Consider the following 16,840-nt stretch of genomic DNA (forward strand, 5'->3'; position numbering starts at 1 on the left):
AGGCCGGTCACGAATGAGCGAAAATGTCCTCGTTTTCCCAGCCTGAGAGGTCCAGTTTGGCCCGGGTCGGGAGGAAGTCGAAACAGGCCTGCGCCAACTCGGTGCGGCCCTCGCGCGCCAGCATGACGTTCAGTCGCTCGCGCAGCCCATGCAGATGCAGCACGTCCGACGCCGCATAGGATAGCTGGGCCTCGCTGAGGGTCTGACTGCCCCAGTCGCTCGACTGCTGCTGCTTAGACAGATCGACGCCGAGGACTTCGCGGACCAGATCCTTGAGACCATGCCTGTCGGTATAGGTGCGACACAGGCGGGAGGCGATCTTGGTACAATAGACCGGCTCCGGCATCACGCCGAGCGCGTTGTAGAGCGCAGCCAGATCGAAGCGGGCGAAGTGGAAGATCTTCGTCACCTTGGGATCGCCGAGCAGCTTCTTGAGGTTCGGCGCATCGGTGTGCCCCATCGGAATCTGCACCACGTCGGCGCTGCCATCGCCCGGCGACAACTGCACGACACAAAGCCGATCACGATGCGGGTTGAGCCCCATGGTCTCGGTGTCGATCGCAACCGAATCGGTGTAGCGGCTCAAATCCGGCAAATCGCCGCGATGCAGGCGGATGGTCATGGTCTCAATTGCCTCTTTCAGCGCCCGCGATTCGCGGGATTTGGGTGACTTTACCGCGCAATGGCCGGGCTGACGAGAGATACGCTCCCCCAGGCATGTTTCGCCTGCAGCAAAAAGCTGACAGACTGAGCGGGCCATTCATCCAGCGGGCAGAGGTTGCAGATGAACGTCGCACAGCAGCGTTTGCCCCGTTTCGCGGTCCTGATCGATGCCGACAACACGTCTCCGCAGATTGCCGGCAGCTTGTTCGAGGAAATCTCCAAATTCGGCGAAGCCAGCGTTCGCCGGATCTACGGCGATTTTTCGAGCCAACAGCTCAAGTCCTGGGCCGATATCCTGCAGAAATACGCCGTCGATCCGTATCAGCAATTCGCATATACAAAAGGCAAGAACGCATCCGACATCGCGCTCGTCATCGACGCGATGGACCTGCTGCATAGTGGGCGCTTCGACGGTTTTTGCCTTGTTTCTTCCGACAGCGATTTTACCCGCCTCGCCTCACGACTGCGGGAGCAGGGAGCGGACGTCTACGGCTTCGGCAATCAGAGAACGCCGGAAAGCTTTCGGCAGGCCTGTCGCCGGTTCATTTATACGGAAAATCTGATCCCCGACCGCGCCGCGGCTACTACAGAACAGCCCCCAAAAGCCGTTGCCCTCAAAAACCCTGCTGCGGCCGTTCCCATTCTGGAAAAGGTCGTTGCGCAACTCAGCAACGAGGAAGGCTGGGTCAGCCTGGACCGCATGGGCGAGCAACTGCCGAACTTCGTTTCCGATTTCGATGTCCGGACCTATGGTTTCAGAAAATTGAGCGATCTCGTGCGCAAGACTGAAATATTCGAGATCGAGAAGACCGAAACTGGTCGCCTGAGAGTACGAGCCAAGGCCAAAGCGAAGCCTCCTAAGGCGGATGCTCCGAAGAGAACGTCAATACGGGCAAGAAAAGCCAGGGATGCGCGCGAGAAAGCCGCCAGCCAGAGCTGACGGCTATCCTGATCAGGACTTGGCAGTGCTCTATCAGGCCGGGTCGAAATAGTGGATTTCCATCAACACGCAGCCGCCGACCGACTTGAACGGGCCGTGATAGGCACCGGGCGGACGGCAGGCATAGGTGTTCGGTTTGAAGGACTCGCCGCCGTTGCCCTGCTTGTCATTGCCGACGATCAGGTCGCCGGTGAACAGGAATACTTCTTCCCAATATTCGTGCACGAACGGCTCGGTGGTGTAGACGCCTGGCTCAAAGCGCAGCAGGCGGGTGCGGCTGCCACGCTTGTTCACTTCGTCGAGCGCCCCCGACAGGATCTTCTGCTGGATGCCTGCCGGATAGCCCGCGGGCGTCTCCCATCCCGAAGACATATCGACGGTACGGAATTCATCGTGAAGTTTATTGATGGCCATGGTCAGTTTTCCTGAAGGGACAGATCAAGCGACAGCGCGCGGCGAGGCGGCCGGCGTCGTTAAGGTGGAGACTTCGTCGGCAAGGTCATAGCTGGACAGCATCTTGTCGAGCAACGCCGCCGACCTCATCCAGTCATAGGTGCGGAAGGCATGGCCCTTGGTGACGAAGGTCGCGCCGGCGAAAAACATCTCGTATTGCGAGTGACGCGAGGCGAATTCGGAGCCGACCGCGTCCCAGGCCAGCTTGTAAAACTTAACCTTCTCGGTCGCGCTGGCCGCGGGGGACTGCTGGGTCTTGCCGATCAGACGCGCCAATTCCGGATTGGCGAAGTCCTTCACCGAGGACGGCAGCATGATCATGCCGCCGCCGGCGAGCTCGCGCAGCGTGTTGATGACCTTGGAATAGAGCTGCTGGGTGAGGACCTGTGCCGAATACAGCATCGCCCGGTCCGGCACGTAATAAGCGCCGCGCTGCGTGCCCTTGGTCTCCATCGCAACGACGAAGGCTTCGACCATCGACACTTCGGCTGCGAGCTGGCCTAGCATTTCCCTGACCTGCGGAAAGCCGGCGATACCATTGGTCTCGGCGGTCCGGTGCGCGATCCCGATCAGGAAGCGCAGCTTCACCGAGAGCCGGATCATGGCCTGATAGTTCTGATATACATGCGCCGGGGTCGCGTGGAACTGCTTCTGGCACATCGCGATGTCATCGACGATGAACACCCGATCCCAAGGCACCTTCACGTCGTCGAAATACAGCACGGCATCATTTTCATCGAAGCGGCTCGACAGCGGATTGTCGAACACGGATGGCGACGCGGCTTCATAGGACTTGCGCGACAGGACCTTCAGACCCTTGGTATTCATCGGAATCGCGAAAGACACCGCGTACTTCTCGTCGCCGGGCTGCAGCGGCTGGATACAGGTGACGAACACCTCGTTGGCCATGATGCCACCGGTGGCCAGCATCTTGGCGCCACGGATCGTCAGACCCTCGGAATCGCGCGACACCACGCCTGCTGACAGGAACGGATCGGCTTGCTCGGCGGCGCTCTTGGAGCGGTCGGCCTGCGGGTTGATGATCACATAAGTGAGGTAGAGGTCGTTGTCGCGGGCATAGCGATAGTAATCCGCCAGCGCCTTGGCGCGGTCCTTGTTGTAGGTCTCGAATACCTCGACGCCCATATACATACCGGCGATGCAGGAGGCGACGTGATCCGGCGCGCGGCCCATGAAGCCGGCATGCAGCTCGGTCCAGGCTTCCAGCCCGCGGCGGCGATTGACCAGCGCATCATAGCTGCCGGGCAATTCCCAGATCCGGTTGGCTCGGGTGCCAGTCTCGGTCTCGAAAGTCATCAGCTCGCGATTTTCCGGCGCGCTCTGGAAATCGAACATCCGTCCGATCGAAGCCACCGCCCCCCGGAAGGCCGGATGGGTGGTCACGTCATCCACCAGCTCGCCATCGAGATAGATTTCACGGCCGTCGCGCAGGCTCGCGATATGCTGTTCGCCGGTCTTGATCATGGGTTGCCTCGATCACTTTCAGTCATGGATAGCATTTTCAGGTGCGTTATTTCAGTAGTGCATCGGCAGCGGCCATTCCGGGCTGCGCTCGGTGCTTGCAAGGCTGCGATAGGCCCCACGGAAGAAGACCAACGGCTCGTTGGCCGGATAGGCGCTGAACTTCACCACCCGGCCGACGAAGATCACATGGTCCCCGCCGTCATATTGCGCGTATGGCGCACATTCGAAGTGTGCGAGCGCGCCGGCGATCAGGGGCGCCGCCTCATGGCCCAGCGTATGTTCGACCGCCGCCCACTTGTCGCCGAGCGCCCTGGCGAACTTGTTCGACAGATGCTCCTGATCGCGGCCGAGGATGTTCACGGCATAACCTTTGGCCTCGGTCATCGCCTTGAGGCTGAAGGCCTTGCGGTCGATCGAGAACAGGATCAGCGGCGGGTCCACCGAGACCGAGTTGAACGAACTCATGGTCAAGCCGATCGCCTGGCCATCGGCCGCTTCGGCCGTGATCACGGCGACGCCGGTGGCAAACTGTCCGAGCGCCTGTCGGAAGGCGCGAGGATCCACGTCCGCAGTGGCGCCCATGGTCATCTCCTGATCGCGAAACCTGAACGACGCGCATTAGCTTTATAACAAAGCTATATTATCGAACGAAAGTGCGCGCTGTCAAGCATGGCTGGCCTGCTATCAAAACGCACTGGTTCCAACTTGTTTGTGCGTAACGCCGCCGCTATACGACTCATAGGTGTGCGGGGACCTGATGGCGATTAAGAGCAAATCACGTAAAATGAAGGTAGAACCGACGATTTCGCGGCCACAATTGATGGTCGACGGATCGGATCGGGCTTTCCGTCAATTTGTCCATGACACATTGGCGTTTTCGGCGCGGCTTCAGGCTGTGCGCGGGCAACTCGGCGCAGTGATCGGCCTGTCCGGCACGCAATACACCGTGCTGATTGCCATTGCTCATTTGAGCGGCACGGATGAGAAGATCGGCGTCAATCAGGTCGCCGAGCACCTGCACTTCAGCGGCGCGTTCATTACGATCGAGATCAACAAGCTGGTATCAAACGGCCTTGTTGAAAAAGAGACCGATGAGGAAGATCGCCGCCGTGTCATTCTGACCATCACGCCGAAAGCGCGCGCGCTGCTCAATGAATTGGCACCCGTTCAGCGTCCGGTGAACGATATGCTGTTTCGCAGCATGTCGGCTGCGGATTTCGAGCGAACGCGCAAGCTGATGTCGGAGATGGTGGACGCCGCCGACGAGGCGATCCGGCTGCTGGACTACAACGCACCGGCATCGGTCGCCCGGCAGACCAAATAACCTGCTGTTTGACGGGTTTGTCGTTAGCTATTCTCCGGCGCGCAGCCGGTAGCCGATACCCGTTTCGGTCAGGACGAATTGCGGGCGCTCCGGATCGAGCTCGATCTTTTGACGCAGCTGGCGGACATAAACGCGCAGATATTGTGCGTCGGTGAGCTCGTCCCACAATTCCTTCAGCAGAAACCGATGGGTCAGCACCTTGCCGGCATGCTGCACCAGGACCCGCAGCAACTCATATTCCTTTGGTGACAGTTTCACCTCACGGTCACCCACCTTGACGATGCGGCGCACCAGATCGACCGACAATTCCCCGGAGCGGAATACCGGCCGCTCGCCATGAACCTGTAGCTGATGCCTGAGCGCAGCCCGCATGCGCGCCAGCAGCTCATCCATGCCGAACGGCTTGGTGAGATAGTCGTCGGCACCGAGATCGAGCGCCTGCACCTTGCCAGCCTCGTCCCCGCGGCTCGACAGCACCACGATCGGCACGCTGTCATCGCGGGCACGAATCATCTGCAGCAGATCGTGGCCCTGGATGTCCGGCAGGCCGAGATCAAGGATGATCACGGCCGGTTTCTCCGCCAGTTTCTCCAGCGCGATCTTGCCGTTGCTGGCCTCAAGGATGTCATAGCCCTGGGTGCTGAGGCCCATACGCAGCAATTTGCGGATCGGCGGCTCATCATCGATAATCAGGACCTTGATGGCGGCGGTGTTCATGCGGCGGTGTCCAGAGCTTCAGAGGCCGGCGGGATGGGAAGGCGGATGGTCAGCACGGCGCCTGATCGGTCGGCGCGATTGGTGGCCGAAATGGTGCCATGCATTGCCTCAACAAAGCCCCGGGAGATCGCAAGGCCGAGGCCGGTGCCCGCCCGAACGTGATCGCCCTTGTTGGCGCGATAGAATTTATCGAACACCTGCTCGAGATCGGCGGGTGGAATGCCTGCCCCCTCGTCCGTCACCTGCAGCGAGACTGAGTCCGCATCGCGTATGGCCCTGATCGTGATGGTGGTGTCATCCGGGGCATATTTCGCGGCATTATCAAGCAAATTGAACAGCACCTGCTCGAACAGGACCGCATCGAGCTCCAGCATGGGCAGGTTTGGCGCCAGATCGAGCGCGACGCGATGCCTGCTGAGGATCTTGCCGGCCCGGCGCAGCGCGCTGCCGACGATCTCCGCGAGATCCTGCAGCGTTGCATTCGGCACCACGGCACCGGACTCCAGTTTGGTCATATCCAGCAGATTAGCGATGAAACGGTTCAGCCGCTCGGATTCGTCGATCACCGTGCCGAGCAGATCGGCCTTCTCGGCCTCGCTGAGCTTCGACGATAGATCGCGCAGCGTGGAAGCCGCACCGAGCACGGAGGCCAGCGGCGTCTTCAGATCATGCGAGATCGAGGTCAGCAGAGCCTGACGCAGCCGGTCAGATTCGACGTTGCGCTCGGCGCGGTCCATGTCTTCGACGAGCTGTACGCGCTCGATGGCGAGTGCGCTCTGATCCACAAGCGCATCCAGCAACCGGCGCTGGTCGGGTGTCAGCAATGGCCCCGTGCGATCATCGTCGATGCCGATCACACCGATCGGTCCACGACCGGTCCGCATCGGCAGAAACAGCCGCTTCGCACCGGGCAATGTTTCAGAGCCACGACCGGCGGGGCGATCATTGCTCCAGGCCCAGTTGGCAGCGGCCAGATCCGCCTTGTCCAATTCGTCCTCAGGCGGATATCCGGCCTTGACGGTGATCACACCCTGCTCCGGCAACAGCAACACAACCCGCACCTTCAGCATCAATGCGATCTGATACGCGCTCGCCCACAGCACGTCGTCAAGCGCCGCCGTACCCGCGAGTTTGCGGCTGAACGCATAGAGCGACTCGGTTGTGCGCACACGGCCAAAGGCCGAGACGGCCTGGGTGCGCACCCGCGCCGCGACATTGGACACGAGAATGGCGATCAGCATGAAGAAGAAGAAGGCCGCCACATTGGTCGGATCGGTGATGGTAAGCGTATAGACCGGTGGCAGGAAGAAAAAATTATAGCTCAGCGATGCCACGACGCTCGCCAGCAGCGATGGCCAGAGACCAAAGCGCACGGCGACGCCGACCACGGCGGTGAGAAACATCAGATCGACATTCTCGATCCCGAAGATCGGACGCAGCAGCGTTGCGGCCCCAAGAGCCAGCGCCACGACTGCCAGCGCCGCAATATAGGGCTTTGCATCGAACGGCTCGACGCGATCGGTCATCTGCGCACGTTTCGCAGCCGGCTCCGTTGGCAACGCATCGCCGGCGATCACATGCACACTGATATTGCCGGCGCGCCGCACGAGATCATGCACCACCGAACCGCGCACCAGCTCGAACCACCACGACCGTGATGCCTTGCCAATCACAATCTGGGTAACGTTGTTGGCATGGGCATAGCCGAGCAGATCGTCGGCGATGCGCCGGCCTGCGCCCGGAATCGTCAGCGCTTCGGCGCCAAGCGCCTCGGCGAGCCGCAACGTATCAGCAAGCCGGTCGCGCTGTTCTTCAGTGAGTTGAAGGCTGCGCCGCGTCTCGATGCTGACCGTCGTCCACGGCGCGTGAAGCCGATCCGCGAGACGCTTGGTGTAGCGCACCAGCCCGGCTGAACGCGGGTCCTCACTGATACAGACCAGAATGCGTTCGCCGGCAGCCCACGGGCCGGCAATGGCATTGGCCTGCATATGCGTGAGCAATTGCTCATCGACCCGGTCGGCCGTCCGTCGCAACGCCAGCTCGCGCAGCGCCGTGAGATTGCCGGGCGAGAAATAATGCTCCAGCGCACGCTCGGCCTGTTTGGGGACGTAGACCTTGCCTTCCTTCAGGCGCTGGATCAGATCGTCCGGGGTGAGGTCGATCAGCTCGATGGCGTCTGCACGATCGAACACCGAATCCGGCACGGTCTCGCGCACCCGCACATGAGTGATTTGGGCGACCACATCATTCAGGCTTTCGATGTGCTGGATATTAACTGCCGTGTAGACGTCGATCCCTGCGGCCAATAATTCCGCGACGTCGAGATAACGTTTCGGATGCCGGCTGCCGGACGCGTTGGTATGGGCGAGTTCGTCCACCAATGCGATCTGCGGGCGCCGCGCGATCAGCGCATCGAGATCCATTTCCTCGAGGACCTGACCCTTGTGATCGATACGGCGCCGGGGAATGACTTCAAGGCCCGTGAGCAGCGCCTCGGTCTCCGCGCGGCCGTGGGTCTCGACGACACCGACCACCACATCGACACCCGCCTTGCGCCTGGCATGGGCGCTCTGCAGCATCTCATAAGTCTTGCCGACGCCGGGGGCGGCGCCGACGAAGATCTTCAGCCGCCCGGCGGCATCTTCCTCGCGCCTTGCTGTCTCCAGCAAGGCCTCAGGCGAAGGTCGTTGGTCGGGATCGCGGCGCTGATTTGCCATAAGGCAATATAGTCTCCGCTACGGCTGCGGCCTAGACGGCCTACTTCGGTGCGGCGGCGTCCAGCGCGAGATTCAAGGCAAGAACGTTAACGCGCGGTTCGCCTAGCAGACCGCCGAGGCGGCCTTCGACCTTATCTGTCACCAGCTGGCGGACGCGGTCCTCCGGCAGCTTGCGCGCCTTGGCGACGCGGGGCACCTGAAACAGCGCACCCTCCGGCGAAATGTTCGGGTCGAGACCGCTGCCCGAGGTGGTCACGAGATCGATCGGCACCGGCATCGACGGGTTCTCGGCCTTCAGTTTCTCGACGTCCTCCTTCACGCGGTCGATCAGCGCCTTGCTGGTCGGGCCGAGATTGGAGCCCATCGAGTTGATGGCATTGTAAGGCTGCGGCACCGTCTTTGTGGAATCCTGCGGGTCGGGACCCAGGGTCGCCGACGGGCGGCCGTGGAAGTATTCCTCACCCTTGAATTCCTGACCGATCAGGGACGAGCCGACAACCTTGCCGTCCCGTTCGATGAGGCTGCCTTGCGCCTGGTTCGGCATGATCGCTTCAGCGACGCCCGTCATCGCGAGCGGGTAGCCGAGACCGGTGATGGCCGTGAGGCCGAGCAGCAGAACGATGGCTGGGCGAATTTCTCTCAACATAATGTAGCTCCTCAAACCAGGTGCAGGGCGGTGACGACGAGGTCAATCGCCTTGATGCCGATGAACGGAACGATGATGCCGCCGAGGCCGTAGATCAGTAGGTTGCGGCCGAGCAGTGCGCCGGCGCCGATCGGGCGATAGGCGACGCCTTTCAGGGCGAGCGGGATCAGCGCAATGATGATGATCGCGTTGAAGATGATGGCCGACAGGATGGCGCTCTGCGGGCTCGCCAGCTTCATGACATTGAGCGCTTCAAGCTGCGGATAGAAGGCGAGGAAGATCGCCGGGATAATGGCGAAGTATTTCGCCACGTCATTGGCGATCGAGAACGTGGTCAGCGCCCCCCGCGTCATCAGGAGCTGCTTGCCAATTTCGACGACTTCGATGAGCTTGGTCGGATTGGAGTCCAGATCGACCATATTGCCCGCTTCGCGCGCCGCCTGCGTGCCGGTGTTCATCGCAACGCCCACATCGGCTTGCGCCAGTGCCGGCGCGTCGTTGGTGCCGTCGCCGCACATCGCCACCAACTTGCCCTTGGCCTGCTCGTCGCGGATAAGCTGCAGCTTGTCCTCAGGTGTGGCCTGCGCCAGGAAATCATCGACGCCGGCTTCGGCTGCGATGGCTGCAGCGGTCATCGGATTGTCGCCGGTGATCATGATGGTGCGGATGCCCATGCGGCGCAGTTCGGCGAAACGCTCACGGATGCCGCCCTTGACGATGTCCTTCAGATGGATGACGCCGAGCAGCTTGCCATCGCGCGCAACCGCCAACGGGGTGCCGCCGCCCTTTGCAATCTCGTCGGAGATCGCCTGGATTTCACGTGCCGTGTCCGACATCGCGGCCGGCTGCATCGCACGCACGGTATTGCCGGACGCGACGGCGAACGACGCGCCACCGTTGACGTAAGCGAGTATCGAATCCACCGCTCCCTTGCGGACCGACGAACCACCGGCATCGACACCGCTCATTCGGGTCTGTGCGGTGAACGGCACGAAAGTCGCTGACAGTTCGGCCATGTCGCGGCCGCGGATGCCGTATTTCTCCTTGGCCAGCACGACGATGGAGCGGCCTTCCGGGGTTTCGTCCGCGAGCGATGCAAGCTGCGCCGCATCAGCCAGTTCCTGTTCGGTCACGCCGCGCACCGGACGGAAGGCTGTCGCCTGACGATTGCCGAGCGTGATGGTGCCGGTCTTGTCGAGCAGCAGCGTATCGACGTCGCCGGCAGCTTCCACCGCACGACCGGACATCGCCAGCACGTTGAAGCGCACCAGACGATCCATGCCGGCAATGCCGATCGCCGACAACAGCGCGCCGATGGTGGTCGGGATCAGGGTCACGAACAAAGCCACCAGCACCACCACCGAGATCGAACCACCGGCATAAGCCGCATAGCTCGGGATCGTCACCGTCGCGAACACGAAGATGATGGTGAGGCCGACCAGCAGGATGTTCAGTGCGATCTCGTTCGGTGTCTTCTGCCGCTCGGCGCCTTCGACCAGCTTGATCATGCGATCGATAAAGGTCGAGCCCTGCGCCGCAGTGATGCGGACGCGAATCCAGTCGGACAGCACCTGCGTGCCGCCGGTCACCGCCGAGCGATCGCCGCCGGATTCACGAATGACAGGTGCGGACTCGCCGGTGATCGCCGCCTCATTAACTGAAGCGACACCTTCGATCACTTCACCATCGGACGGGATGTTGTCGCCGGCTTCCACCAGAACGACATCGCCAACCTTCAGGCTGGTGCCCGAGACCATGCGGTAGCTCTTGTCGCCGCTGTCGCTGCCGGTGAGCAGCTTGGCCTGGCTTTCGGTGCGGGTCTTCTTCAGCGATTCCGCCTGCGCCTTGCCGCGGCCTTCGGCGACGGCTTCGGCAAAGTTGGCGAACAGCACCGTGAACCAGAGCCAGAGGATGATCTGGAACGCAAATCCCAGATCGCTTCCGCCGGTGATGACGTTCTTGATGAAGATCACCGTGGTGAGTGCGGCGACGACCTCGACCACGAACATCACGGGATTCTTGATCATCAGCCGCGGATCAAGCTTTTTGAAAGCCGAGCCGATGGCTGGGATGACAATTTTCGAATCGAGCATGGCCGAGACCGGCACCCGCTTCTGCAGTTTCAACGTTTCCATGGACATAACTCCAAATCCGATCAGAACAGGGTGCTGGCGGTCATCGCGAGGTGCTCGACGATCGGCCCGAGCGCGAGTGCCGGGAAGAAGGTGAGACCGCCGATGATCAGGATCACGCCGATGACGAGGCCGACGAACAATCCGCCGGTGGTAGGCAAGGTACCGGCCGAAGCCGGAATCGACTTCTTCGCGGCCAATGATCCGGCCAGCGCCATGGCGGGCACGATCATGAAGAAGCGACCGACGAACATCGAACTCGCCAGTGTGAGGTTGTAAAAGAAGGTGTTGCCGGTGAGCCCGCCGAAGGCCGAGCCGTTATTGCCGGTGGCCGAGGTGAAGGCGTAGAGCACTTCGGTGAAGCCATGCGGCCCAGCATTGGCCATGGAGGCCACGGCCGAGGGCAGCACCACCGCCACCGCGGTCCAACCGAGATACATCAGCGGCAGGACGAGAATGGCAAGCATCGCCATTTTCACTTCGCGCGCTTCGATCTTCTTGCCGACATATTCCGGCGTGCGACCGACCATCAGACCGGCGACGAAGATCGCCAGCACGACGAACAGCAGCATGCCGTAGAGACCGGCACCGACGCCGCCGACGATGATCTCGCCGAGCTGCATGTTGATCAGCGGGATCATGCCGCCAATCGCGGTGAAGGAATCGTGCATCGCATTGACGGCGCCGCAGGATGCCGCCGTGGTGATGACCGCGAACAGGCTGGAGGCGACGATGCCGAAGCGCAGCTCCTTGCCTTCCATATTACCGCCGGTAAGACCGAGTGCATTCAGGCCTGTGGTGCCCGAGGCTTCGGCGCCATAGGTGATGGCAACGCCGACAATGAACAGCACACCCATCACTGCCAGAATCGCCCAGCCTTGCCTGGGGTTGCCGACCATGCGGCCGAACACATTGGTCATCGCCGCACCCAGCGCGAAGATCGAAATCATCTGGATGAAGTTCGACAGCGCCGTCGGGTTCTCGAACGGATGCGCCGCATTGGCGTTGAAGAAGCCGCCGCCATTAGTGCCGAGCATCTTGATGGCAACCTGCGACGCAACGGGGCCAACCGCGATGGTCTGCTTCGCACCTTCGAGCGTCGTCGCATCGACATAGGCGCCGAGCGTCTGCGGAATGCCCTGCCAAACCAGGAACAGCGTGTAGATGATGCAGATCGGCAGCAGCACATAGAGCGTGCAACGGGTGATATCGACCCAGAAATTACCGATGGTGCGCATCGACGACCGTGCAAAGCCGCGGATCAGTGCCACAGCCAATGCGATGCCGGCCGCCGCCGACAGAAAGTTATGTACCGTCAGACCCAGCATCTGGGTCAGATACGACATGGTGCTTTCGCCGCCGTAGTTCTGCCAGTTGGTGTTGGTGATGAAGGAGATCGCGGTGTTGAAGGAGAGATCTTCGGCGACCGCGGATTGCCCCGCAGGATTGAACGGCAGCACGGCCTGCAGCCGCATGATCGCGTAGAGGCCGAGGAAGCCGACCACGTGGAACAGCAGCATGGCAACCGTATAGGTCAGCCAGTGCTGCTCTCGTTTCTCGTCGACGCCACCGATCCAGTACAGCCCGGCTTCGACCGGTCGCAGAATCGGAGAGAGGAAAGTACGCTCGCCGTTGAAAACGGATGTCATGTAGCCGCCGAGCGGCTTCACCAGCGCGAGAACCACAGCGCAGTACAGAGCAATTTGAATCCAGCCAATCATTGTCATGTCAGTTGACCTTTTGAGGTGCGCGCGCTCAGAACCGCTCGGGCCGCAGCAGCGCGTAAGTGAGATAGATCAGCAATGCCGCGGACACGAAGCCGGCGAGCGTGTAATCGAAAATCATGATGCGCTCCTCACAGCCGCTCGCAGGCATAGGCGTAGCCCAGGGTGAGAATGAAAAAGCCGAGCCCGAGGGCCAGCATGACGATGTCCAGCATGGAATGCTCCTGATGCAATGACTGCGGCGGCACGGAGCAAACGGCTCGCGCGCCCGATGCACGATCAGGTGCCATTCAGGACGTAGGTTTTCGAGATGAGGCCAGCAGCGAACTTATAGGAATCTCATAAAGACGTGGCGGAGCGCGTGCGCGTGCGCCGCTAATCCTCGGGCGCTTATGCCGCCTTTATATCTTCGTGCCCGAAGCTGCCTCGTATTCAAATGACGGACTACGGATATTGCATGATGCGGTCTTCCGAAGATCGCGCTGTTCATGGAGACCCGTCATGTTCATCTCGATTCAGCGAACGCCCCTTTCCGATGCGCCCTCCGAAACGGCTCCGCTTGACGCTACGAGTTTCACCGCGATCTGCCTCGCCGCCTGCAAGCGCCTGCCGGCAATGCGCCGCACAGCGGAGGCCCAGCGCCTCGATCGCCTGGTCACTGCCGGCGCCTGGACCGATGCCGCGCTTGCCTTGATCGCGATCGAACTGCCGCGGTGGCAACTGCGTCGGCTCGCTTATGACGAAGGTGAATGGCATTGCGCTCTCTCGAACCAGCGTGACCTTCCAGATTGGCTGGACAGCGCCGTCGAGACGCATCACCCAGACTTGGCGACGGCGATCCTGGATGCATTTCGCGCTGTTGTTAGTCGCGGAGGCACGCCGCATCTGACGCAGGCGCCCGTGCGCGCGATCCAACCCACCGATTCCGAGGCGATGCTGTGTGAGAATTACTGTTGAGCGAAGAGGGGCGGTGCGAAATGCTGTAGCTAGACTGCCGCGAACAGCCTTCCAAGAGTGAGGCTTTCGGCTATGCTCGGCACGAATTCGTGCCATGACTAGCCAGAGCAAAACGTGACATCAGACAAACCGGCTTTCGTCGCGGTCGATTGGGGCACCAGCAGCTTTCGAGGCTGGTTGATGGCCGCCGATGGCAGCGTGCTTGCGGAGACGCGCGGGCCTGAAGGCATGCTGCATTGCGCGGCTGCAGGCTTCGCTCCGGTGCTCGCTGATCATCTTGCCAGACTTGGCGGAATGCAGAACGTGCCTGTGTTGATCTGTGGTATGGCCGGCGCACGACAGGGCTGGATCGAGGCGCCCTATCTGCACACACCGACACGCCTCGACGCCTTGCACGACGGTGCGCAGCGTGTCGACACGCAAGGCGACGTGCGTATCCTACCCGGCATCGCGCAAGCCGACGCCGCGGCACCCGACGTCATGCGCGGCGAAGAGACGCAACTGCTCGGCGTGACCGAGCCCGGCTTCACCGGTCTGGTCTGCATTCCCGGCACCCACAGCAAATGGGTCTGGATCGACGCTGGCAGCGTGGCGTCATTCACGACCTATATGACCGGCGAGCTCTTTTCGGTCATCACTCAACACAGCATCCTGAAACACGCGGTGGATCACGACGCACCGTCGCCCGCCGCGAATGACGCGTTCCGCGATGGCCTGCAACGCGCGCTCGATGCGCCGGTCGGCTTGACCGCCTCGCTATTCAGCTTGCGCGCGGCGCAACTGCTCGGCTTCCAGCAACAGGCCGACGGCGCGGCGCGCCTGTCGGGCCTCCTGATCGGCACGGAAATCGCCGATGCCGGATCGCGCTATGGCACGCGGCATCCGGTACGCCTGATCGGCGCCGGCGCGCTCAAGAATCTCTATGCGTCGGCGCTTGCAGCTGCCGGCTTCGAGGTCGCGATCGTTGATGCCGAACGCGCGTCGCAACACGGCCTGACCAAGGCCGCAATCCATCTGTGGGGAGCTCAGTTCACATGAACCAGCCAATCCGTTGGCCCTCCGTGAAGCGTCCGCTCGTCGCCATCCTGCGCGGCGTGCAGCCCGACGAGGTGGAGAGCATCGTCGAGACGTTGATCGACACCGGCTTCGAGATGATTGAAGTACCGCTGAACTCGCCCGATCCGTTCGAATCCATCGCACGGATCTGCAAACGATTTGGCAGCGACACCCTGATCGGCGCCGGCACCGTCCTCACCGCGAATGACTGCGCCCGCGTCGCCGATGTCGGCGGGCGTCTGATGGTGAGCCCGAATGTCGATGTCGATGTGCTGGCGATGGCGGCGAGCCGCGGCATGGTCACGATGCCCGGCGCGTTCTCGCCGACCGAAGCTTTCCTCGCGTTGCGCGCCGGCGCGTCCGCCCTGAAATTCTTTCCGGCATCGATCCTCGGCCCGTCCGGCATCGCCGCCATTCGCGCGGTTCTGCCCAGGGATGCTGTGATCGGGGCTGTTGGTGGTGTTTCCGACCGGAATTTCGCGGACTATATCGCCGCCGGCATACAGGTCTTCGGCCTTGGCAGCAGCCTGTATCGGCCTGGAATGAGCGCTATCGAGGTGAGGGCGACCGCACAGGCTTCTGTCGCCGCCTATGATCAGGCGATGGCCCGCTAGAAACAGAGTGCAGTGTCTGTTTGCGGTTGTCGCGCGCTTCGCGGGGGACGGCAGGGCAAGAACATCGCCGCGCCCGCAGGCATCGACCGCGCGGCCCCCAACTGTCAAATTTATTGAATTGCTCTGAATATCAGAGACTTAGGAGCACCGTGGTGCCCAGGAAAGGACTCGAACCTTCACGGCCGTTAAGCCACTGGCACCTGAAGCCAGCGCGTCTACCAATTCCGCCACCTGGGCACGTGCGAGGCACGTGGCGCGGTTAGTAGGGGGCCGTTACGCGCTTGTCAAATTGCTTCGTTCAATTCCAAATCCGCTGTACAGGCCCCGCGCGTTGGCGTATCGCGAATTGGTCTAAATTCCCCCGTTTTGCCCTTGCATGACTGACTCAAGGAACTGATCCATGGCTGCCCCCATCGACACCCTCGTTACGGTTTTCGGCGGATCCGGCTTCGTGGGACGCCATGTGGTCCGCGCGCTTGCCAAGCGCGAATACCGGATCAGGGTCGCCGTGCGCCGTCCGGAACTGGCCGGCCATCTGCAGCCGCTTGGCCGTGTCGGGCAGATCAATATCGTTCAGGCCAATCTGCGGCACCCGGCCTCGGTCAAGGCCGCAATGCGCGACGCCAGCATCGTCGTCAATCTGGTGGGTATCCTGACCGAAAGCGGCGCGCAGACCTTTGATGCCGTGCAGGCGCGGGGCGCCGGCGCGGTGGCGCAGGCTGCCGCCGAGATCGGCGCGCGGATGGTGCAGTTTTCAGCCATCGGCGCCGATGCCGATTCCGAATCGGCCTATGCCCGTGCCAAGGCAGCCGGCGAGCAGGCCGTGCTGGCGGCTGTGCCTTCCGCGACCATCCTGCGCCCATCGATCGTGTTCGGCCCCGAGGATCAGTTCACCAATCGATTTGCCAATCTCGCCCGGATGGCCCCAGTGATGCCGGTGTTCGGCGCCACGACCAAGATGCAGCCGGTCTATGTGGGCGATGTCGCCCAGGCTGCGGCCGATGCCGTCGACGGCAAGACCAAGCCGGGCGCCACCTATGAACTCGGCGGTCCGGAAGTGCTGACGATGAGTGAAATCATCGACATCATCCTCGCGACCATCGAGCGCAAGCGCATGACGCTGCCGGTGCCGACGGCCATCGCCAAGCTACAGTCCTATTTCCTACAATTCGCCCCGGGCGACTTCAAACTGACGCCGGATCAGGTCGCCATGCTTGGTGTCGACAATGTGGTGTCGGAAGCCGCCAAGATCGCTGGTCTGACGCTGGATGGCCTGGGTATTGCCGCTGATTCGCTAGAAGCGATTGCGCCACAATATCTCTGGCGCTTCCGAGCCACCGGTCAGTTCGCACATAACGGCATAAACTGACGATATCGTCCCCGCCTGGCACGCCGAGGGCGTGCGCGGCGGG

The 16,840-nt window shown here is 61.8% G+C and carries 17 protein-coding genes and 1 tRNA gene; 6 read left to right on the plus strand and 12 right to left on the minus strand.

Annotation, left to right across the window (positions count from 1 at the left end; translation table 11 throughout):
- Positions 1-7: 7 nt before the first annotated feature.
- Positions 8-622, minus strand: a complete 615-nt coding sequence (locus AB7951_RS27555; protein WP_068730302.1) for a ribonuclease D — start codon at positions 620-622, stop codon at positions 8-10.
- Between the two features lie 162 nt (positions 623-784).
- Here AB7951_RS27555 and AB7951_RS27560 point away from each other — a divergent pair, with 162 nt between their 5' ends.
- Positions 785-1,603 carry an NYN domain-containing protein gene (locus AB7951_RS27560; RefSeq protein ID WP_120287719.1) on the plus strand — a complete coding sequence of 273 codons (819 nt, stop codon included), beginning with the start codon at positions 785-787 and terminating at the stop codon, positions 1,601-1,603.
- 33 nt (positions 1,604-1,636) lie between these two features.
- Here AB7951_RS27560 and AB7951_RS27565 read toward each other — a convergent pair whose 3' ends face one another.
- From AB7951_RS27565 to AB7951_RS27575, 3 genes are read right to left on the minus strand one after another with little or no spacing between them, the layout of a single operon-like run.
- Positions 1,637-2,017: a cupin gene (locus tag AB7951_RS27565; RefSeq protein WP_089266367.1), complete on the minus strand. Its 381-nt coding sequence runs from the start codon at positions 2,015-2,017 to the stop codon at positions 1,637-1,639.
- A 24-nt stretch (positions 2,018-2,041) separates the two neighbouring features.
- Complete coding sequence (locus tag AB7951_RS27570; protein WP_120287718.1) at positions 2,042-3,541, minus strand: 4-hydroxyphenylacetate 3-hydroxylase N-terminal domain-containing protein; 1,500 nt, start codon at positions 3,539-3,541, stop codon at positions 2,042-2,044.
- A 51-nt stretch (positions 3,542-3,592) separates the two neighbouring features.
- Positions 3,593-4,123 carry a flavin reductase family protein gene (locus AB7951_RS27575; protein ID WP_210269356.1) on the minus strand — a complete coding sequence of 177 codons (531 nt, stop codon included), beginning with the start codon at positions 4,121-4,123 and terminating at the stop codon, positions 3,593-3,595.
- Positions 4,124-4,325: 202 nt separating this feature from the next.
- On the opposite strand from AB7951_RS27575, the gene AB7951_RS27580 reads away from it, so the two are divergent.
- Positions 4,326-4,865 (plus strand): MarR family winged helix-turn-helix transcriptional regulator, encoded by a 540-nt coding sequence (locus AB7951_RS27580; protein WP_158596735.1) that lies wholly within the window; start codon positions 4,326-4,328, stop codon positions 4,863-4,865.
- 27 nt (positions 4,866-4,892) lie between these two features.
- Here AB7951_RS27580 and AB7951_RS27585 read toward each other — a convergent pair whose 3' ends face one another.
- The 7 genes from AB7951_RS27585 to AB7951_RS27615 are packed head-to-tail and all read right to left on the minus strand — an operon-like array spanning position 4,893 to position 13,091.
- Complete coding sequence (locus tag AB7951_RS27585; protein WP_089263002.1) at positions 4,893-5,582, minus strand: response regulator; 690 nt, start codon at positions 5,580-5,582, stop codon at positions 4,893-4,895.
- Positions 5,579-8,299 carry a DUF4118 domain-containing protein gene (locus tag AB7951_RS27590; RefSeq protein ID WP_439062045.1) on the minus strand — a complete coding sequence of 907 codons (2,721 nt, stop codon included), beginning with the start codon at positions 8,297-8,299 and terminating at the stop codon, positions 5,579-5,581. The genes AB7951_RS27585 and AB7951_RS27590 overlap by 4 nt, the downstream gene beginning before the upstream one ends.
- 40 nt (positions 8,300-8,339) lie before the next feature.
- Entirely contained in the window at positions 8,340-8,945 is a 606-nt protein-coding gene (locus AB7951_RS27595) for a K(+)-transporting ATPase subunit C (protein ID WP_093757851.1), read from the minus strand.
- A gap of 11 nt (positions 8,946-8,956) precedes the next feature.
- Complete coding sequence (gene kdpB / locus AB7951_RS27600; protein WP_120287716.1) at positions 8,957-11,080, minus strand: potassium-transporting ATPase subunit KdpB; 2,124 nt, start codon at positions 11,078-11,080, stop codon at positions 8,957-8,959.
- Between the two features lie 20 nt (positions 11,081-11,100).
- The gene (kdpA, locus tag AB7951_RS27605; protein WP_089263010.1) at positions 11,101-12,804 is read right to left on the minus strand and encodes a potassium-transporting ATPase subunit KdpA; all 1,704 of its coding nucleotides are present in this window, start codon (positions 12,802-12,804) and stop codon (positions 11,101-11,103) included.
- A gap of 28 nt (positions 12,805-12,832) precedes the next feature.
- Positions 12,833-12,922, minus strand: coding sequence for a K(+)-transporting ATPase subunit F (locus AB7951_RS27610; RefSeq protein ID WP_081421711.1), 90 nt, complete (start codon positions 12,920-12,922; stop codon positions 12,833-12,835).
- 10 nt (positions 12,923-12,932) lie between these two features.
- The gene (locus tag AB7951_RS27615) at positions 12,933-13,091 is read right to left on the minus strand and encodes a hypothetical protein (protein ID WP_158596734.1); all 159 of its coding nucleotides are present in this window, start codon (positions 13,089-13,091) and stop codon (positions 12,933-12,935) included.
- A gap of 211 nt (positions 13,092-13,302) precedes the next feature.
- Between AB7951_RS27615 and AB7951_RS27620 the strand changes: the two genes are divergently transcribed.
- From AB7951_RS27620 to AB7951_RS27630, 3 genes are all read left to right on the plus strand, one after another.
- A complete protein-coding gene (locus tag AB7951_RS27620; protein ID WP_441256098.1) occupies positions 13,303-13,758 on the plus strand; it encodes a hypothetical protein in 456 nt (151 codons plus the stop codon).
- Between the two features lie 114 nt (positions 13,759-13,872).
- Entirely contained in the window at positions 13,873-14,796 is a 924-nt protein-coding gene (locus AB7951_RS27625) for a 2-dehydro-3-deoxygalactonokinase (RefSeq protein ID WP_439062043.1), read from the plus strand.
- Positions 14,793-15,428, plus strand: a complete 636-nt coding sequence (locus AB7951_RS27630; protein ID WP_120287715.1) for a 2-dehydro-3-deoxy-6-phosphogalactonate aldolase — start codon at positions 14,793-14,795, stop codon at positions 15,426-15,428. Before AB7951_RS27625 ends, AB7951_RS27630 begins: the two co-directional genes overlap by 4 nt.
- A gap of 150 nt (positions 15,429-15,578) precedes the next feature.
- Here AB7951_RS27630 and AB7951_RS27635 read toward each other — a convergent pair.
- Positions 15,579-15,665 (minus strand) — tRNA-Leu (locus tag AB7951_RS27635).
- Positions 15,666-15,828: 163 nt separating this feature from the next.
- On the opposite strand from AB7951_RS27635, the gene AB7951_RS27640 reads away from it, so the two are divergent.
- Positions 15,829-16,797, plus strand: coding sequence for a complex I NDUFA9 subunit family protein (locus AB7951_RS27640; protein WP_439062042.1), 969 nt, complete (start codon positions 15,829-15,831; stop codon positions 16,795-16,797).
- The last annotated feature ends 43 nt before the right edge of the window (positions 16,798-16,840 follow it).

Source organism: Tardiphaga sp. 285_C5_N1_2 (assembly GCF_052076065.1).
Taxonomy (GTDB): Bacteria; Pseudomonadota; Alphaproteobacteria; order Rhizobiales; family Xanthobacteraceae; genus Tardiphaga; species Tardiphaga robiniae.